The following is an 18,176-nucleotide window of genomic DNA, read 5'->3' as shown; positions in this document are numbered from 1 at the left end:
CACCCGTGTCAGGTGACGGAACAATAGGAAAAGCATGTGATGTGCTGGATCAGGTGGCGTCGTTCAAACGTCCGGTGCGCTTTGGCGAATTGCTGGAAAGCAGTGCATTTCCGAAGGCAACGCTCTATCGCTTTCTGCAGTCGCTGACCAATCAGGGCATGCTGAGCTATGACCCCGAACGTCAGAGTTATTCGCCGGGAATGCGGCTGGTCCGCCTCGCGCATTCGGCCTGGACCCAGAACTCGCTGGCTCCTATCGCGCGGCCATTTCTGGATGCGCTGAGCGAAGAGACCGGAGAGACTGTGCATTTGGCTCAACTCGATTCGGGGCAGGTGCTGTATGTTGACAAGCGCAATGCGCAGCGACCGATCGAGATGTATTCCGAGGCCGGGAAAGTGGGGCCCGCATATTGCACGGGTGTCGGAAAGGCGATGATGGCCTTTTTGGAAGACGACCCGCTGCAAAAAACGATCTCACAGCAAAGCTTTCATCGGTTCACCGACAAAACGCTGACCTCGGAAGAGGCGCTGCGGACCGATCTGGCGCTGATCCGGGGCCGGGGTTACGCGGTGGACGATGAAGAACATGAGCCCGGCATCATCTGCGTGGCCTGCCCGATCCTGACCCCCGGCGGTCGTGTGCTGGGCGCGCTGTCGGTGACCGGATCAACCAGTCGGATGAATTTCGAACAGCTGGAAGCATGGGTGCCTCGTGTCCGGCAAGTTGCCGAGAAAATCGGAGCCGAAGCGCAGGCATGGCGGTTTCCCGAAAGCCAGAAGAACAGGATACAAGCGACATGACAGGTGTAACGCTAAAAAACGCGATCAAGCGCTATGGACAGACTCAGGTCATTCACGGGATTGATCTGCAAATCGAAGATGGTGAGTTCTGCGTTTTCGTTGGTCCTTCGGGTTGTGGCAAATCCACGTTATTGCGGATGATCGCGGGGCTTGAGGAAACTTCGGACGGCGAGATTCATATCGGTGCGCGTGATGTCACGCATATGGACCCGGCCAAGCGCGGGGTGGCGATGGTGTTCCAGACCTATGCGCTCTATCCGCATATGACGGTCGCTGAAAATATGGGCTTTGGCCTGCGGATGAACGGTGTCGCGAAGGCCGAGATTGACCAGAAGGTTCAGGAAGCCTCGGGCATTCTGAAGCTGGACCAGTATCTGAAACGCAAGCCCAAAGCGCTATCCGGTGGGCAGCGGCAACGGGTGGCCATCGGTCGCGCCATCGTGCGCGGGCCCGAAGTGTTCCTGTTCGATGAACCGCTTTCGAACCTCGACGCCGAATTGCGGGTCGAGATGCGGGTTGAAATCGCGCGCCTGCACAATGAAATCGGCGCGACAATGATCTACGTGACGCATGATCAGGTCGAGGCGATGACCATGGCCGACAAGATCGTCGTGCTGCGCGATGGTCGAATCGAACAGGTCGGTGCTCCGATGGATCTGTATCGCGACCCCGACAACAGGTTTGTCGCCGGATTTATCGGGTCGCCTGCGATGAATTTCCTGGAATGCGATGTGGTTGACGGCACCGTGCGCCACCCCGCTTTGTCCGAGGCAATCCCGGTTACCAACAGCGTGCCGCCGGGTGCTTCAAAAGTCACGCTGGGTATTCGGCCCGAACACATACAGGTGGATCGCACCGGCGATACCTGTACGGTCGACCTGACCGAAGCGCTTGGCGGCGTTTCGTACTCCTATCTGTTGACGCCCAGTGGCGACAAACTGATCGTTGAAGAGCGCGAAGACCAACGCAGCAAGACCGGGGAACGCATTGGCATCTCATTCCGTCCGGAACGTGCCATGCTGTTTGATCCGGAGACCGGTCAACGGTTGCGCTGAATTACCAGCCACAACTTCTTCGAATGGTACCGTGCCGGAAGAGTGTGAAAATCTATTGATAGATTTTGTATCCAATATCCGATACTGGAGAATCGTGCGCCTGTTCAATGGAGACCCCACGATGCCAAGCAACATTTTCACCGGTACAATGCCCGCCCTGATGACCCCTTGCACGCCCGGTCGTGAGCCGGATTTCGATGCGCTGGTCCGCAAAGGGCAAGAGATGATCGCGGCCGGGATGTCGGCGGTTGTCTATTGCGGCTCGATGGGGGACTGGCCGCTGCTGACCGATGCGCAGCGGATGGAAGGGGTTGAGCGCCTCATTGAAGCAGGTCTGCCTGTCGTTGTGGGAACCGGTGCGATCAATACCAAATCTGCGGTAGCCCATGCCGCTCATGCGCAGAAGATGGGAGCGGCGGGGCTGATGGTGATTCCACGCGTTCTGTCGCGTGGTAGCTCTCCGACAGCGCAGAAGAACCATTTCAAAGCGATCCTCGAGGCCGCGCCGGATGTGCCCGCGATCATCTATAACAGCCCCTATTATGGGTTTGCCACACGGGCCGATCTGTTCTTTGCCTTGCGCGCCGAGCATTCAAATCTGGTCGGCTTCAAGGAGTTTGGCGGCAAGGCTGATCTGCGCTATGCCGCTGAGAACATCACCAGCCAGGATGATCAGGTCACGCTGATGGTCGGCGTTGATACCGAGGTTTTCCACGGTTTCGTCAACTGCGGTGCAACCGGTTCGATCACGGGGATTGGAACTGCGTTGCCGCGTGAGGCGCTTTTGCTGGCCGCGCTCTCTCAGAAAGCCGCCACAGGTCACGCCGAAGCCCGCCAGCGCGCGCAGGAACTGACCGAAGCGATCCACGTTCTGTCCAGCTTCGATGAAGGCCCGGATCTTGTGTTGTATTACAAGCACCTTCTGGTGCTGAACGGTGAAGATGAGTATCGCCTGCACTTCAATGAATCCGACGCGCTGACCGACGCGCAGCGAAACTATTGCGAACAGCAATATGACCTTTTCCGCAACTGGTTCTCCGATTGGTCGAAGCAGGGCGGAGTGATCGCTGAATGCATGTAATCGACAGCCACACCGGGGGTGAGCCGACACGGGTCATTCTGGACGGCGCCCCTGATCTGGGCACCGGGCCGCTGGCTGTTCGGGCGCGGCGGCTGGCTACCGAGCATGAAGGATTCTATCGCTCGGTCATGCTGGAACCGCGCGGGCAACCCGCCATGGTCGGTGCATTGCTGGTTGAGCCGACGGACCCTTCCTGCGTGACGGGCGTGATCTATTTCGATGTGGATGCTGTGCTGGGCATGTGTGGGCACGGCACCATCGGTATGGCCGTGACGCTGGCGCATATGGGGCGGATCGGTGTCGGAGAGCATCGCATCGAAACACCAGCCGGTGTCGTGACGGTCGAACTGCATGACGCCAATACGGTCACCGTGACAAATATCGAAAGCCGTCGAGTGCGGCAGAGCGTGTCGCTGGACGTGCCCGGCCACGGATCGATAACCGGAGATATCGCCTATGGCGGCAACTGGTTCTTCATTGTCGATCCCAGCCCGATCCCGGTGATGCCTGGGAATATCGATGCGCTGACCGAATTGTCGATTGCGATCCGCGAATCCTCAATCGCCGCCGGGGCAGGGGGCGAGGAGGGCGAGCCTGTGGACCACGTGATCCTGCAGGGCCATTCCTCCAGCGGCGCGCATAGCCGCAACTTTGTACTGTGCCCGGACGACAACTATGACCGCTCGCCCTGCGGGACGGGCAGTTCAGCGCGGCTGGCGTGTCTGGCCGCGGATGGTCTGCTGAAGCCCGGGTGCGAGATCGTGCAGGAAAGCGTGATTGGCAGTTCCTATCGTTTGTCTTATCAATCAGGCCCGAATGGCGGCGTGATACCGCAGATCACCGGACAGGCCTATGTCATGTCCGAAGCCAAGCTGATCTTTGATCCACAAGACCCGTTTCGCACAGGGATCGAAACATGACTGAAGTGACCATCATCGGGGCTGGGGTGATCGGCATCACCACCGCTCTGGAGTTGCAGCGCCGGGGGCATCAGGTCCGCGTGTTGGACCGAAAAGGCGTTGCTGCCGAAACCTCGGCGGGTAACGCGGGGGCCTTTGCCTTCACCGAAGTCGAGCCGCTGGCCACGCCCGGCATCATGCGCAAAGCGCCCAAATGGCTGCTTGATCCGCTGGGGCCGCTTTCGATACCGCCGTCTTATGCCCTGAAGATTGCGCCATGGATGTACCGGTTCTGGCGCGCCAGCAGCCGAAGCCGGTATGAGAGCCTGCTGAATGCACAGGCGCAACTTATGGACTTGTCGTCGGCCGCGCTCGAGCGGCTGATCTCTTCGGTTGATGGCGAGGGGATGATGCAGCGCGACGGGCAAATGCAGTTGTATGAAAGCGAGGCGGATTTCCGCGCCAGCCTGCCCACATGGGAACTGCGCCGCCGCCATGGGATCGAATTTGAACTGCTGGAAAGCACCGCTGCGATTGCCGAGAAACAACCGGGTCTCAGCCCGCGTTTCACCCATGCGGGGTTCACACCGAACTGGTTGAATACGGTAGACCCCAAAGCCTGGGTCGAGCATCTGGCGAAGGCGTTCCGGGATCGTGGCGGGCAGATCGAACAATGCGACATCCGCGCCCTGGTGGCTCGTGAAGATGGTGTTGGGATCGTCCATGCCGACGGCAAGATCACGACCCCGCGCGCCATCATCGCTGCCGGCGCATGGTCGCATCATCTGACAAGGACGCTGGGTGATCACATCCCGCTTGAGACCGAGCGTGGATACAATACGACCCTGCCCGAGGGTGCTTTTGACTTGCGGATGCATCTGACTTTCTCGCGCCACGGTTTTGTTGCCACCCGGATCAACGGCGGGGTTCGCATTGGCGGTGCGGTCGAACTCGGCGGTCTGAAATTGCCTCCGAACTATAAACGCGCGGATATTCTGCTACAAAAGGCGACGCAGTTTTTGCCGGGCCTCAAAACCGAAGGCGGCACGCAGTGGATGGGCTTTCGGCCTTCGATGCCGGACAGCATTCCGGTGATCGGGCAATCGGCAAAGTCTGCAAACGTGATCTACGCCTTTGGCCATGGGCATCTCGGACTGACCCAATCGGCCGGAACGGCGGAATTGATCGGCGCGTTGATCGACGATCAGACGCCTGCGATTTCTTTGCAACTGTACTCTGCCAATCGTTTTTGAGGGAGGTGCCATGTGTTGCTTCATGCTGAACAAACCGCGTAAGGGTTCATTCCCGCATTCTAGTCCGCTGAGCAACACCCGGGGCGAATGACATGGGACCCAAGCGCGCCATAACCCGGCAAAGCCTGCCCGAAGTAATCGCCAGTGACCTGCGCGAACGGATACTCAGCGGCGATCTGTCCGAGGGGGAAACCATCCGGCAAGAGGCATTGGCCGAAGAGTACGATGTGTCTCGCATGCCTGTACGTGAGGCTCTGAAACAGTTGGATGCCGAGGGGTTGGTCGTGTTGACCAACAATCGTGGCGCCTCGGTCACTGAACATTCGCTGAATGAGATTGCCGAGATTTTCGACCTGCGGGTCCTGCTTGAGGTGGATCTGTTCCGCCGCGCCATTCCCGCCATGACCACCGTGGAATTTGCCGAATGCAAGGACATCTTGCAGCAGATGGAGGCCTCGTATGACGCCAATGATGTCGGCCAATGGGGCGCGCTGAACCATCGTTTTCATGCGGCGCTTTACGCTGCAGCGGGGCGTGGCCTGACCAATGATCTGCTGTACCGCGTGTCACTGCAATCTGATCGCTATGTCCGCATGCATCTGAGCGTGAACCAGCAGCGCAGCGCGGCGCGCAAAGAACATCGGGAGCTGTTGCAACTGGCGCAGGCCGGTCAGACAGACGCGGCCTGCGCTTTGCTTGCGGCGCATATCGGGCGAACCAAGGAAGAACTCATTACTCTGATGACAGCCCGCCGCGCCGCAGGGTCTCAGCCCTCCTGAGTGAACATCAGGCGCGCTGTGACTGGAACGGTGCGAGTGATGCTGGGCAATTGTGCCAGTTCCATCAGCTTGTCGACGCCGGGGGTCACGCCAGCATCTTCGGTGCTGATAAAGACCATGTCATTGGTCGAAACCATGACGGACTCCTCGCTGACGCGCAGGATGAACAGATCGGTGTAGAAATCGACATCGGTGCCGACCAGCGACAGTTTCGCATCCACCTCCATCACGGTGGTCTCACCCACGGCCAGTTTCGAGACCGTGTCCATGTCGATCTGTGCCGACAGGGTCGCCGTGGCCGCTTTGCGGAATACATGTTCGATCATCCGTTCGTTGCGAATATCGATATTGGTCTCGACCGACGACAGGTCGATGTCGATCTCGACCTTGCCGTCTTCGGTGACATGGCCCGAGAGGTTCGAGAAGGAATTGACCTCGCCCACATCCTCGATTTTCACTGTGCCATAAGCCAGATGCGAGGCATCCGGGTTTAATGACCAATTGGCTGCAAGTACCGGCGTTGCAATAATTGCCGACGCAATCGTGAATGTTCTCAACAGAAGTTTCATTTCATTCCTCCAGAGTCTGTGTCAGTTCAGACCAAGCGGGCCCGGTCCCATATCTAACAAACACAGGTAGGTCGCGTTTTATTCGATGAGTGTTGAAATGAGTTCCGAACAAGCCGTGCGCGGCGCAATCCAGGCACATTCGAAACGGGTCTGGCGGTTCGGGCTTGCTTTGTCGGGGGCGTCGGATATCGCGGATGATCTGTTGCAGGCCACGGCGCTGCGGGCGCTGGAGAAACACCATCAGGTGACGTCCTATGACCGGTTGGACAGTTGGTTGATGACAATCTGCCGCTCGATCTGGCTGAACGAAATCCGGGCGCGTTCGGTTCGCAAAGCGCAGGCGCTGTCGGTAACACCTGAATGTGAACTGGTCGCATCCGGACCCGATTCAGAAACGAATATTTTCGCTGCTCAGGTGTTTACTCAAGTGATGCAACTGCCAGAGGCTCAACGTGAGACAGTAATGCTTGTGTTTGTTGAAGGATACAGCTACCGCGAAGCTGCTGCCATGCTGGACGTTCCCATCGGTACGATCATGAGTCGATTGTCCAATGCCCGGCAGAAACTGAAATCCGTGATGCTTCACGACGCAGGTGGCATCGCTCGACGGAGTGGCAGATGAAGTTTTCAGACGAGACGCTTCTGGCCTATCTGGAAGGCAATCTGGACGAGTCCGAGGCTCGGGCCATCGAAGATGCGCTGGCCGATGACCCGGAGCTCGAATTCCGACTGATGGCGCTGGATCCGTTTGCCGCAGCGGTTCAAAAGGCGTTTGAGGGGCTTCCCGCCGAGGCACCTGAAATCGAATTGCCCGCGCCCACGGTAACGCAGACGTCTTCGGGTCCGCTACGCTTGCTGGCCGTGGCAGCTTCGGTGTCGGTTATCGCAGTTTCGGCAACCTTCTGGGCCACGCGACCGGCCGAGCTGGGCTGGGCGGAACAGGCCGCGATCTATCAGTCCCTTTATGTGCCGGAAACCATTGCGTCTCTGGATAATTCACCCCAGGCGCTGGATGCACAGTTTGCCCGGGCCGAGGCCGAACTGGGGCGGTCGCTGAACCGCGATGTGCTGGAAACGCTGCCCGGGCTTGACCTGAAGCGGGCTCAGGTATTGTCATTCAACGGCAAGCCTTTGATTCAGATCGTTTTTGCCGATGCGCAGGGACGCCCCTTTGCGTTCTGTATTATCCGTCAGGGTGGCGACGCTCCTGCCAAGGATGTAAATCTTGCCGTGCTCAGCGGTCTGGCGACAGCCACCTGGGCGGGCGACGGCTATGGCTATATGCTGCTGGGCAATAATCCGCAGACCGATCTGAACAGCGAGCTGAGCATCCTGACCGATATCTTCACGGGGTGATCGGGCGGAATATCTCTTGTGAACCGCGCCAAATGGTCGAAGAATAATGGCCATGACGCCGAAACCCCTGACGCCGGATACGGATGAAGAGGCCCCCGAAGAGGGGCCTCGCAGCATCTACGACACCGATCCACCCGAGGAAGAGGATCTGTGGTTTCTTCCCCCTGCTGACGAGGAAGACCCGGAAGACCTGCTGACCCCGGGGCTAAGGCCTCAGCAGAACCTGCTTTTCGATGTAAGAGACTGGCGCGCAGCACAGTCTGAGCTTTCGGCCGAACTTGCAGATCTCGCCCTGACCTTCGGGGCGCTGGATGAACGATTGCGCGCGGGCCCGGTGGGGTGGGGGCATCGGTTGGCGTTGATGGAGGTCTCGGATCTGGGCTGGTGGACCGGCGACCGGATCGGCGTTGATCGCCTTGCGCTTTGGACCGGCCTACGGATCGGCTCGACAAGCGATGACGTGCAGGCCCTTTATCGGGCAGGCTGGGCGGTACGGCGTTTGACTTCGGGGGCAACCCCTTCGGAAGGCGGGTGGGAGGCCGGGCTTACCGCTTTCCTCGACCGTCAGGCGCAGGGGATCGAGGAAGTGCCAGAATCGGTTGCCGATTTGGCCGAGGTTATGCGCAGCGCCGATGGTGTCCATCCGGTGACCCAGGCAGCGATTGGATTTCACGCATGGCGCGCGTTTTCAACGGGCATCGGTCAGGACACCGAGGCCGCCATTGTCGCGAACCGTCATGCCGCCTCGATGGGCCGGGGCGGGGCCGTGTTCATGCCGCTGGCTTTGTCCGGACCAGGTGCGCTGCGCGGGGCCGGTACTGTCGAAGAAAAACTGTCGGCCTGGGTGGGCGGCGCAGGTCAGGCCGCGCTTGCGGCCCTGCTTCATCTGGATCGGATAAGCGCCTGGGAGGCGCGCGCGCGCGAAGCAACATCCGATCTGAGCGGCCGCACGCCACCCGTCCTGATCGACGTATTGACCGCCTGGCCGATGGTTTCGGCACCGCTGGCCGAAGAGTTGACGAAATCCTCGCGCGCCGCCGTGCAGCGCAACCTGATCACATTCACCAAAAGAGGCCTGATCCGCGAGGTGACAGGGCAGGGACGTTACCGAGTCTGGACCGCAGATTTGTGACCGCCCGACCCACAGGGTCAAGCGGCCCGAGCCGTCAGAACCAGCGGCCAACTGCTATAAGTGTCGGCGGCACGGCTGCCGCGTCTGATGTCACTGACATGATCTGACAGGTGACCTGGGTCTCTGACGGTGTGTCGAAGCCAACGAACCGGGTGAGCGCGCCGCCATTGCCGCTCAGAGCAGGTGTGGTGCCGCTGGCAAAGACCATCGGGAAATCCCAGGTTGTGGTTGAGCTGGTGTACAGGGCCCCTGCGGTGACGGTGCATGTCACCGCGCTCATGGTAACCGAACAAATCTGGGTTCCATCGGCAAAGCGTACATAATCCCCACCCGCCGTGCTGCCGCGTTCGATAACGGCACCGCCGGGGGTTCCTCCGCTTTCGGATACGGTGCCCAACAGATTACCAGGCCCATAGCCATAATCTGCACGCATCAGGCGACCCGGGGTGGTGTCTTCGGCACTGTTCTGCACCGCCGCGCCGCTTGCCACGCCGGTCGCGGCATCAATCCGCAGCGCATCGGTCCAACTGCCGCCATCTGGAGACACCTTGATCGAGAAATCGGTGCTGCCGGACAGACCCATCTCGGCATGGCCGGTCCAGTTTGACTGAAACAGCAGCGACGCGGTATCCCCCGTGCCTGCCTTGTTGACCTTCAACTGGTGCCCGGCACCTTCATGGGTCAGCAACGTGGCGGGGCTGCGCACAGCCAGTCGGTTGGTACTGTCAGAGTTGGTTGTAATCCCCACACCGGTCAGGTTCTGCGTGCTTATGGGCGGATCGATCCATGCGGCCCCGTCCCAAACTTTGATCAGGCCCGAACTCTGATCCCAGACGCGCCACCCGGTGTTCGGCGTCACAAAATGCCAGGCGTTATCAACCCATGCCGCCAGCTGGCCTGCATGTCCGTTCCAATCTCCGGTCGGGGCAGCGCCCAGGGCATGGACTTCTCCCTGATCCGGTACAGCGGGCGGTGTTGTTGCGTTTAGCGAAGAAACACTCAGTTGAACGGCCAGATCCAGCGCCAGCAGCGCCTCGTTATGGGTGACATGTTTCTGGGCTTGCGCGGGTTGCAGATAGGGCAGGTTCAATCGGGGTGAGTTCTGTGGCACGGGCGTCCTCCTGTGGCTGTCGGTCCGACGATGATTGCGCGCCACACTGCCGTGATCCGCGTGAATCCCGCCTGACCGGGCCGAACGCCCGATTTGTCGGTTGTTAACGAAGACTGCCGTTAATCGCGGGCATAGATATCTTCATAGCGAATGATATCGTCCTCACCCAGATAGGTCCCGGTCTGTACCTCGATCAGTACCATCGGAACCTTGCCTGGATTGACCATCCGATGCACGGCCCCCAGCGGCACATAGACCGACTGGTTTTCGGAAACCAACTGCACCTTGTCATCAATGGTGACCTCAGCCGTTCCTTCCACAACGATCCAGTGTTCCGACCGATGGTGATGCGATTGCAGGCTGAGCGAAGCGCCGGGATGGACGTGGATGCGTTTGACCTGAAACCGGTCGCCAATCACAAGGCTCTCAAACCAGCCCCATGGGCGGTGATCAACAGGCAGAGATTCCGCTTGCTTCGCGCCTTTGGCCTTCAAAGCCGCAACCGCCTGTTTCACGTCCTGCGCCCGGTCCATGCTGGCCACGAGCACCGCGTCAGGCATTGCAACGGTGATCACATTCTCAAGCCCCATTGCGACAACTTCCTGTGCCGGGGATTCTGACCGCACCAGCACGTTGCGGCAATCGATGGCGGTCACTTCGCCCGAGGTTGCGACGCCATTTGCATCGGGATTGCCCAACTCCTGCACTGCAGACCAGCTGCCCACATCGGACCACCCGGCGGCATAGGGAATGACGCTCAGATTGTCGGCTTTTTCCATCACCGCGTAGTCGATTGAGATGTCTTCGACCGTCGCCCAAGCTTCTGGGTTAAGCCTCAGGAACCCCAAATCGGTCTGCGCCTGCTCAACTGCGGAACGGACCGGGGCCACCAAGTCCGACGCATGTTGTTCAAACGCTTTCAGGATGTCCTGCACGGCAAACAGGAAGATACCCGAGTTCCAAAGATAGCTGCCCTCGGCCATCATCGCCTTGGCATTCTCCAAATCGGGTTTCTCGACAAATCGGTCCAAGGGAACGGCCGCGCCGGTGGCGTCAGGTGTATGACGCAACTTGAGATAGCCATAACCGGTCTCGGGCCGGTCGGGGGCGATGCCGAAAGTTACCAGATCGCCACGCTCGGCGATTGCGCGGGTGCCCTCGGCCACGGCCGCGTAAAACGCCGAAGCGTCGGGGATCACATGATCCGATGGGGCCACAAGCATCACCGCCTCCGGGTCGACTGATGCAAGATGTAGCGCGGCGGCCAGAACAGCAGGGGCGGTATTGCGCCCCTCGGGCTCGATCAGGATGGGGCCAGGATCAATGCCGATGGCCATCAGCTGCTCGGGCACCACAAAGCGAAAAGCTTCGTTGGTCAGAATCAACGGCTTGCCATAAGGGGCGTCATCAGGGCCGCTCATTCGATTGGCGCATTGCTGCAATAGACTGGTTTCACCAATCAGCGATACAAACTGCTTGGGATAGCTTTTGCGTGACAACGGCCAAAGCCGTGTACCAGAGCCGCCACACAGGATGACCGGATAGACCTTGCTCATGATGGCTGCTCCCTCAGACCGGATCTTGTTATTGGGCTGCCCGGTCCGAAGCAACGATGTCGTGCAGATATCCGCTCAGATCGTCCCGCAAATCGTCACGATCCAGTGCAAACGAAACGGTTGCCTGCAGGAAGCCCGCTTTTGAACCGCAGTCGAACCGCCGACCATCGAACTTGTAGCCAAAAACCGGTACACCGTTGGCGATATCCTCGGCAATTGCGTCGGTCAGCTGGATTTCCCCGCCGCTGCCCGCTTTCTTTTGGTTCAGGTTGTACAGAACCGATGGGCGCAGAATATAGCGACCGATCACGGCAAGGTTTGAAGGGGCCTCTTCGGGTTTTGGTTTTTCCACCATGCCCCGTGCCCGGACAACGGTGCCTACATTTTCACCGGTATCCAGAACTCCGTAAGAGCTTGTCTTCTCGTTCGGAACTTCCATCGCGGCCACCATATTGCCGCCGGATTCCTCATAGGCTTCAACCATCTGTTGCAGGCAGGGTTTGTCTGCGGCGATCACGTCGTCAGGCAGCATGACGGCAAAGGGTTCATCCCCGATAAGGCGCCTTGCGCACCATACCGCATGACCCAGCCCCAGCGCCTTGTGTTGCCGGATATAGGCGATCGCGCCGCTTTCCATGTTGGTCTTGTTCAGAACCTCAAGAAGTTCGTCCTTGCCCTTTGCTTTCAGATCTTGTTCCAGCACCAGATTGTGGTCGAAATAATCCTCAAGCGCAGATTTGCCGCGCGACGTCACGAAGATGAATTCCTTGATCCCGGCCGCGCGGGCTTCGTCGATGGCATATTGGACCAAAGGGCGGTCAACCAATGTCATGATTTCTTTTGGCACCGATTTGGTCGCCGGCAGAAAGCGCGTACCCATTCCTGCAACCGGGAAAATCGCCTTGGTGACCTTGCGTGTCATGTTACCTCTCAAATTCGATGCTTTGCCGGCAGGTCGTATCAGCGCCGGCGCCTCCACATAAATCTTAAATCCGTATCAATCAATCGCCCCAGGCAGGAACAGCGTGGGCCGGTTAAAACTTGCCATCAACATCAGGCCAGAGTCAAAAGCAAACCAGACCAGCAGAAAAGCAACACCCCCGACCTGAGACAGAATCGGGGGTGCTCAGAGCGTCAGCCGTTGGCCATGATGGTTTCAAGCGAGTCATGTTCTGCAACGAAATGATCCGGCGCGACTTCGCTGAGTTGCGGGACATAATCCATCTGACCCGTCGACAAACGGCTGGGCAAGAACCGCAGCGCTGCCTTCGGGTCCATTGGTGAGGGCAATTCTCCCGGCAATTTAAGCCTTTGACGGCTGCGTTCGACATCCGGATCGGGAATAGGTACAGCCGAGATCAGCGACTTGGTGTAGGGGTGGATTGGATCTGAACAGATCACCTCACCATCGCCCAGCTCGACGATGCGACCCAGATACAGAACCATGATTCGGTTCGAGATCGCCCGTACAACCGACAAATCATGGCTGATGAAGATCATCGAAAGGCCGAATTCCTGTTGCAGTTCACGCAACAATTCGACGATTTGGGCTTGAATGGACACGTCAAGCGCCGAAACTGCCTCGTCACAGATGATCAGTTTTGGCTTGTTGATCATCGCGCGGGCGATTCCGACCCGCTGGTTCTGACCACCAGACAGCTCGTGCGGATAGCGGTTGATCATGTTGGCGTTCAGACCGACCCGCTCCATCATTTCCGCCACCATCTGCTTGCGCTCGCGCTCGGTCAGGTCAGGGCGATAGGTCTTCAGGGGTTCGGCAATCGAGGCCGAGATCGTCATGCGCGGGTCGAGACTGGCCAGAGGGTCCTGGAACACGATCTGCAGGTCTTTGCGATACTTGTTCAGCTCGGCCCGTTTCAATCCGACAATCGGATTTCCCAACCAGCTGACATTGCCTGCGCTGGGTTCGATCAATTGCAGCACAGCCCGCGCCAGCGTGGATTTGCCGCATCCGGATTCGCCTACGACGCCCAGGGTTTCACCTTTGCGAATGTCAAAGCTGACGCCATCAACCGCTTTCAACGGCACCTTTCGCCCGAACAGCCCGCCCGAGATTTGAATGGGGAAGTGAACTTTGACGTCATCGACCTTTAGCAGTGGCTCATCAACCACGGGCAGTGCCTTCGGCGCGTCACCCGCATCAATGCGCGGCATGGCTTCCAACAAGGTGCGGGTATAGTCATGTTGTGGCGCGTTAAAAATATCGCGCGTGTCGCCAGATTCGACAAATTCACCCATGCGCATGACCTGAATCCGGTCGCACATCCGCGCCACCACACCCATGTCATGTGTGATCAGGGCAATGGCAGTGCCTTCATCCTTTTGCAGGCGCACCATGAGGTCCAGAATGTCGGCCTGAACGGTGACATCCAGCGCAGTTGTCGGCTCATCCGCGATCAACAGCTTGGGATTGCACAGCATCGACATGGCAATCATCACCCGTTGACGCATGCCACCCGACAGTTCGTGCGGGTATTGGTCCAGACGGCGCGCCGCCTCGGGGATGCGCACGCGGTTCAGCCAGTCCAAGCAGCGTTGACGCGCGGCAGGGCCCTGCAGACCCTCATGAATCTGCAACACTTCGCGCATCTGCTGACCAACGCGCAAATGCGGGGTCAGGGCGGTCAGGGGGTCCTGAAAGATCATGCCCACATCCGCACCACGGATGCGGTTCAGCGCGTTAATCGGAAGGTTCAGGATTTCCTTGCCGTTCAACATGGCCGAGCCCGAGGCGTGTCCGGCGGGCGGCAACAAGCCCATTGCGGCCATGAAGGTCTGGCTTTTGCCCGACCCGCTTTCGCCCACGATGCCAAGGCATTCGCCGGGGTTGATGTCGAAACTGATGCCTTTGACGGCCTCGACCACACCATCGGGGGTGTCGAACTGGACGCTCAGGTCCTTGACGGAGAACAAACTCATATCAGCGATCCTTCGGGTCCAGGGCGTCACGCAAACCATCACCGATGAAGAACATCGTGATGATGATGGTGACGTAGAAGGTTAGCGGGTACATCAACTGCCACAGGGTGCCGTAACTCATCGTGCCAGCACCTTCGGCAATCAGACGACCCAGCGAGGTGTAGGGTTCCGAGATCCCGAGACCGAGGAATGAGATAAAGCTCTCGGTCAGGATCATCTCTGGCACCAGCAATGAGGCATATACGATCACCACACCCAGAAGATTGGGCAGAATGTGGCGGTACATGATGGTGAACTCGCTGACACCGGCGGCACGCGCGGCCTCGATGAACTCGCGGTTCTTCAGGGTCAGGGTCTGCCCGCGCACGATCCGCGCCATGGTCAGCCAGCCCACCGCGCCAAGGGCAATGAACAGCATGAAGAAGGACCGTCCTGCGACAACCAGCAGCAGGATGATGACCAATGTCGCCGGGATCGCCAGCAGAATGTCAACGAAACGCATCATCACGCTATCGGTGCGCCCGCCAATGTAGCCAGCCGCGATGCCGTAGCATGTGCCCACGATCAGCGCCGTCGCAGCCCCGATCAGGCCCACCAGCAGCGAAGTGGTGGTCGCCTGAATAACGCGGCTGTAAAGATCGCGCCCCAGATCATCGACGCCGAAAAAGTGACCGGTCTCGATGGACGGCATGCCCATGCCGCGCACATCCCCCATGACGTTCCAGTCGATCTCTTCATTGTTCCAGACGGCAAAATACGGGCCAAAGATCGTGAACAATACGATCATAGCAAGGATGAAGACACTCGCCATTGCGGCTTTGTTGCGGACAAAACGAATCCGCGCATCCTGCCAAAGCGACCGCCCCTGAATGACCGTGTAGTCAGTGATGTCTTCCGCCAGATGGGCGGCTTTTTGTGATTTTCCAAGCATCGCCAGCCCCTCAATAACGGATTTTCGGATCGAACCAGGCATAGGCCAGGTCGGTCAGCAGGTTCACGATTACGGTTAGTGCGCCATAGAGGATCGTGACCCCCAACAGCACCGCATAGTCGCGCGACAGGGCCGAGCCGACATAAGCCTGCCCCAAACCGCCGGTCGAGAAATAGATGTCCACGAAAACCGATCCGGTCAGTACATAAACAAAGACCGGGCCCAGATAGGACACCACCGGCAGAAGCGTCGGTTTCAGCGCATGACGCCAGATCACGGTTCTGGTCGGCAATCCCTTGGCCCGTGCGGTGCGGATGAAGTTCGAGTTCAGAACCTCCAGCATCGATGACCGGGTGATCCGCGCGATCGAGCCCATGTAGGACGTAGCCAGCGCGATCACCGGCATCACCAGATACTGCCACTGACCGCCGTGCCAGCCGCCGCCCGGCAGCCAACCCAGCCACAGGGTGAAGGTCAGGATCAGGATCGGGCCCATGATGAAGTTCGGCAATGCCTGCGCGGCAATCCCAAGACCGACGGCAATGTAGTCGATCCAGGTGTTATGTCTGATTGCAGCCGCTATGCCCAGGCTGATACCCACGGCGGTCGCAAACAGAAACGACAAAGATCCGTAGGTCAGCGAGATCGGAAAACCCTGAGCGATGATGTCGTTCACGTCCCGATCTTTGAACTTGAAGGACGGTCCGAAATCAAAATGCACGACGATGTTGTAAAGATAGTCCCACAGCTGCTTCCACAGCGGTTGGTCCAGCCCATAGCGCGCCTCGATATTGGCCAGAACCTGCGGTGGCAATGGCCGTTCCGAGGTAAAAGGTCCGCCGGGCGCAACATGCATGAGAAAGAAACAGGCGACGATCAGCAGCAGGATCGTCGGAATTGCGACCAGTAGTCGCCGAACACTATAGGCAAGCATTATTCTGCCCCCATGTTTATTGGCTCTGCCCCGGGCGTTCCCGGGGCAGAGCGCGGTTCAATGACGATTATTCGGCGAGCTTATAGAGGTTCTTCGAGTACCAGTTCTGCTCGACATTATTGACCGGCCAGTTCCCCACATCGCTGTCCATCATGTAGACTCCGGCATAGTGGTAGATCGGGATCACAGGGGTCTCTTGCGCGATGATACGCTCAACCTCGGTGTACAAGGGAGCCGGATCGTCCGAGGTTTTGGCCTCGGCCAGCAGCTCATCGACGCGGGCATTGTTGTACTTGCCATCGTTGTAACCAGAATCCGACTGCAGCAGATCAAGGAAGGTGGACGCCTCGTTATAGTCGCCACACCAGGCGCCACGGGCCAGATCGAAGTTCTGGTTGCCGCGCTCTTCCAGGAACACTTTCCATTCCATGTTGGCCAGTTCGGCCTGAACACCCAGTTTCTGTTTCCACATCTGGCTCAGCGCCACTGCAACTTTCTTGTGGTTTTCCGAAGTGTTGTAGACCATCTCGAAGCTCAGCGGATTGTCAGGGCCATAGCCCGCTTCGGCCAGCAGTTCTTTCGCCAATTCGTCGCGCTCGGCCTGGCTCATCGACGCCATCTCGACGGTTGGAACGGTGAAGCCTGCTGTGGCTTCGGGGGCGAAGGTGTAGGCTTGGGGTTGACCACCGGCCATCACTTTCTCGGTGATGATTGCCCGGTCTACGGCCAGTGAAAGCGCCTGACGGACATTGGGGTCCTTGAACGCTTCGGGGCCACCTTCGGACAGGTTGAAGGTGTAGTAATAGTTGCACAGGCGCGGGAAGCTGATGGCCTCTACCGGATGCTCTTCCTTCAGACGCGGATACTGACCAGCCGGAATTTCGGTACGGTCCAGTTCGCCGGCCAGATAGCGGGTCAGAGCGACGTTTTCATCGTTGATGACCAGCGCAACCACCTTGTCGACGATGGTGTTGTCATTGTCCCAATACATCTCGTTCCGTTCACGCACCGAGCGTTCCTGCGGCAGATGCTCGGTCAGGACATATGCGCCGTTCGAGACGATGTTTTCAGGCTTGGTCCATGCATCGCCGAACTCTTCGATCACTTTCTGCGGGGCAGGGAAGGTCGTCGAATGTGTGGTCATTTGCGGGAAGTAGGGCAGCGGCGCGCTCAGGCGGACTTCGAGTGTCTTGTCGTCGATGGCCTTGACGCCCAGATCGTCGACGGATGCGTTGCCAGCGATGATCTCTGCCGCATTCTCGATCGACATTAGTTCCATGAACCATGCGTAGGGCGAAGACAGTTCCGGATCGACGGCACGTTTCCAGGCAAAGACGAAATCACTTGCAGTAACCGGATCGCCATTCGACCATTTCGCATTGTCGCGCAGCGTGAAAGTGTAGACATCCTTGCTGTCGTTGACCTCGAAACCAGTGGCGACACCGGGGACCAGATTGCCTTCTTCATCCTGGTTCATGAGACCTTCGAACAGGTCGCGCACGATCTCGGCACCCGAGACATCTTCGACAACCTGCGGATCGACCGAGCTGTGCTCGTCCAGAATGCGATAGGTAAAAGTCTGATCATCGGCCAGCGCTTCCCCGGTTTCCGGGTGCGTACCAGCGGCGATTGCAGCGCCTGCGATGATAGTTGAGGACAACAGCCCCGCCAGCGAGGTTCGGATTATTCTGTTCATGTGTTTACTCCCATTTTCTTGGCAACCAGAGCCCACGCGAAAGGTGTCGCGGGGTCGACTACCCTTGTGTTTCCGCTATCTGCT

The 18,176-nt window shown here is 58.7% G+C and carries 17 protein-coding genes; 9 read left to right on the top strand and 8 right to left on the bottom strand.

Going from position 1 to position 18,176, the window contains the following annotated elements:
- Nucleotides 1–5: 5 nt before the first annotated feature.
- From ACR3E4_RS20925 to ACR3E4_RS20900, 6 genes are all read left to right on the top strand, one after another.
- The gene (locus tag ACR3E4_RS20925) at nt 6–800 is read left to right on the top strand and encodes an IclR family transcriptional regulator (protein ID WP_480531322.1); all 795 of its coding nucleotides are present in this window, start codon (nt 6–8) and stop codon (nt 798–800) included.
- Nucleotides 797–1,855 (top strand): ABC transporter ATP-binding protein, encoded by a 1,059-nt coding sequence (locus ACR3E4_RS20920; RefSeq protein ID WP_480531320.1) that lies wholly within the window; start codon nt 797–799, stop codon nt 1,853–1,855. Before ACR3E4_RS20925 ends, ACR3E4_RS20920 begins: the two co-directional genes overlap by 4 nt.
- A 121-nt stretch (nt 1,856–1,976) precedes the next feature.
- A complete protein-coding gene (locus ACR3E4_RS20915; protein ID WP_480531318.1) occupies nt 1,977–2,936 on the top strand; it encodes a dihydrodipicolinate synthase family protein in 960 nt (319 codons plus the stop codon).
- Entirely contained in the window at nt 2,927–3,856 is a 930-nt protein-coding gene (locus tag ACR3E4_RS20910) for a 4-hydroxyproline epimerase (protein ID WP_480531316.1), read from the top strand. Before ACR3E4_RS20915 ends, ACR3E4_RS20910 begins: the two co-directional genes overlap by 10 nt.
- Complete coding sequence (locus ACR3E4_RS20905; RefSeq protein WP_480531314.1) at nt 3,853–5,088, top strand: NAD(P)/FAD-dependent oxidoreductase; 1,236 nt, start codon at nt 3,853–3,855, stop codon at nt 5,086–5,088. Before ACR3E4_RS20910 ends, ACR3E4_RS20905 begins: the two co-directional genes overlap by 4 nt.
- A 92-nt stretch (nt 5,089–5,180) precedes the next feature.
- Complete coding sequence (locus tag ACR3E4_RS20900; protein WP_480531312.1) at nt 5,181–5,867, top strand: GntR family transcriptional regulator; 687 nt, start codon at nt 5,181–5,183, stop codon at nt 5,865–5,867.
- Here the strand turns inward: ACR3E4_RS20900 and ACR3E4_RS20895 are convergent.
- Nucleotides 5,855–6,436 carry a YceI family protein gene (locus ACR3E4_RS20895; RefSeq protein ID WP_480531310.1) on the bottom strand — a complete coding sequence of 194 codons (582 nt, stop codon included), beginning with the start codon at nt 6,434–6,436 and terminating at the stop codon, nt 5,855–5,857. The two genes, ACR3E4_RS20900 and ACR3E4_RS20895, sit on opposite strands and share 13 nt — an antisense overlap.
- Nucleotides 6,437–6,533: 97 nt before the next feature.
- Between ACR3E4_RS20895 and ACR3E4_RS20890 the strand changes: the two genes are divergently transcribed.
- From ACR3E4_RS20890 to ACR3E4_RS20880, 3 genes are read left to right on the top strand one after another with little or no spacing between them, the layout of a single operon-like run.
- Nucleotides 6,534–7,058: an RNA polymerase sigma factor gene (locus ACR3E4_RS20890; protein WP_480531308.1), complete on the top strand. Its 525-nt coding sequence runs from the start codon at nt 6,534–6,536 to the stop codon at nt 7,056–7,058.
- The gene (locus tag ACR3E4_RS20885) at nt 7,055–7,792 is read left to right on the top strand and encodes an anti-sigma factor family protein (RefSeq protein WP_480531306.1); all 738 of its coding nucleotides are present in this window, start codon (nt 7,055–7,057) and stop codon (nt 7,790–7,792) included. The genes ACR3E4_RS20890 and ACR3E4_RS20885 overlap by 4 nt, the downstream gene beginning before the upstream one ends.
- A gap of 52 nt (nt 7,793–7,844) precedes the next feature.
- Nucleotides 7,845–8,924, top strand: coding sequence for a helix-turn-helix domain-containing protein (locus tag ACR3E4_RS20880; protein ID WP_480531304.1), 1,080 nt, complete (start codon nt 7,845–7,847; stop codon nt 8,922–8,924).
- A 34-nt stretch (nt 8,925–8,958) separates the two neighbouring features.
- Here the strand turns inward: ACR3E4_RS20880 and ACR3E4_RS20875 are convergent, their stop codons facing one another.
- From ACR3E4_RS20875 to ACR3E4_RS20845, 7 genes are all read right to left on the bottom strand, one after another.
- On the bottom strand, nt 8,959–10,035 hold the full coding sequence (locus tag ACR3E4_RS20875) for a DUF2793 domain-containing protein (RefSeq protein ID WP_480531302.1): 1,077 nt from the start codon (nt 10,033–10,035) through the stop codon (nt 8,959–8,961).
- 119 nt (nt 10,036–10,154) lie between these two features.
- Nucleotides 10,155–11,591: a mannose-1-phosphate guanylyltransferase/mannose-6-phosphate isomerase gene (locus ACR3E4_RS20870; protein ID WP_480531300.1), complete on the bottom strand. Its 1,437-nt coding sequence runs from the start codon at nt 11,589–11,591 to the stop codon at nt 10,155–10,157.
- A gap of 28 nt (nt 11,592–11,619) precedes the next feature.
- The gene (gene galU, locus ACR3E4_RS20865; protein ID WP_480531298.1) at nt 11,620–12,513 is read right to left on the bottom strand and encodes a UTP--glucose-1-phosphate uridylyltransferase GalU; all 894 of its coding nucleotides are present in this window, start codon (nt 12,511–12,513) and stop codon (nt 11,620–11,622) included.
- 212 nt (nt 12,514–12,725) lie between these two features.
- Nucleotides 12,726–14,531: an ABC transporter ATP-binding protein gene (locus ACR3E4_RS20860; protein ID WP_480531296.1), complete on the bottom strand. Its 1,806-nt coding sequence runs from the start codon at nt 14,529–14,531 to the stop codon at nt 12,726–12,728.
- Nucleotide 14,532: 1 nt separating this feature from the next.
- Complete coding sequence (locus ACR3E4_RS20855; protein WP_480531294.1) at nt 14,533–15,462, bottom strand: ABC transporter permease subunit; 930 nt, start codon at nt 15,460–15,462, stop codon at nt 14,533–14,535.
- A gap of 10 nt (nt 15,463–15,472) precedes the next feature.
- Entirely contained in the window at nt 15,473–16,396 is a 924-nt protein-coding gene (oppB, locus tag ACR3E4_RS20850; protein WP_480531292.1) for an oligopeptide ABC transporter permease OppB, read from the bottom strand.
- 67 nt (nt 16,397–16,463) lie between these two features.
- Complete coding sequence (locus ACR3E4_RS20845; protein WP_480531290.1) at nt 16,464–18,092, bottom strand: peptide ABC transporter substrate-binding protein; 1,629 nt, start codon at nt 18,090–18,092, stop codon at nt 16,464–16,466.
- Nucleotides 18,093–18,176: the final 84 nt, after the last annotated feature.

The sequence above is a fragment of the Ruegeria sp. AP11 genome (assembly GCF_056535865.1).
Note: the sequence above shows the minus strand (reverse complement) of the source record. Positions and strands in the feature narration are given on the sequence as shown.

Excerpts from the sequence above, each read along its gene's own strand:
- ACR3E4_RS20920 (WP_480531320.1), top strand. The coding sequence starts at position 797 with ATGACAGGTGTAACGCTAAAAAACGCGATCAAGCGCTATGGACAGACT.
- ACR3E4_RS20915 (WP_480531318.1), top strand. The coding sequence starts at position 1,977 with ATGCCAAGCAACATTTTCACCGGTACAATGCCCGCCCTGATGACCCCT.
- ACR3E4_RS20910 (WP_480531316.1), top strand. The coding sequence starts at position 2,927 with ATGCATGTAATCGACAGCCACACCGGGGGTGAGCCGACACGGGTCATT.
- ACR3E4_RS20905 (WP_480531314.1), top strand. The coding sequence starts at position 3,853 with ATGACTGAAGTGACCATCATCGGGGCTGGGGTGATCGGCATCACCACC.
- ACR3E4_RS20900 (WP_480531312.1), top strand. The coding sequence starts at position 5,181 with ATGGGACCCAAGCGCGCCATAACCCGGCAAAGCCTGCCCGAAGTAATC.
- ACR3E4_RS20895 (WP_480531310.1), bottom strand. The coding sequence starts at position 6,436 with ATGAAACTTCTGTTGAGAACATTCACGATTGCGTCGGCAATTATTGCA.
- ACR3E4_RS20890 (WP_480531308.1), top strand. The coding sequence starts at position 6,534 with ATGAGTTCCGAACAAGCCGTGCGCGGCGCAATCCAGGCACATTCGAAA.
- ACR3E4_RS20885 (WP_480531306.1), top strand. The coding sequence starts at position 7,055 with ATGAAGTTTTCAGACGAGACGCTTCTGGCCTATCTGGAAGGCAATCTG.
- ACR3E4_RS20880 (WP_480531304.1), top strand. The coding sequence starts at position 7,845 with ATGACGCCGAAACCCCTGACGCCGGATACGGATGAAGAGGCCCCCGAA.
- ACR3E4_RS20870 (WP_480531300.1), bottom strand. The coding sequence starts at position 11,591 with ATGAGCAAGGTCTATCCGGTCATCCTGTGTGGCGGCTCTGGTACACGG.
- galU (WP_480531298.1), bottom strand. The coding sequence starts at position 12,513 with ATGACACGCAAGGTCACCAAGGCGATTTTCCCGGTTGCAGGAATGGGT.
- ACR3E4_RS20860 (WP_480531296.1), bottom strand. The coding sequence starts at position 14,531 with ATGAGTTTGTTCTCCGTCAAGGACCTGAGCGTCCAGTTCGACACCCCC.
- ACR3E4_RS20855 (WP_480531294.1), bottom strand. The coding sequence starts at position 15,462 with ATGCTTGGAAAATCACAAAAAGCCGCCCATCTGGCGGAAGACATCACT.
- oppB (WP_480531292.1), bottom strand. The coding sequence starts at position 16,396 with ATGCTTGCCTATAGTGTTCGGCGACTACTGGTCGCAATTCCGACGATC.
- ACR3E4_RS20845 (WP_480531290.1), bottom strand. The coding sequence starts at position 18,092 with ATGAACAGAATAATCCGAACCTCGCTGGCGGGGCTGTTGTCCTCAACT.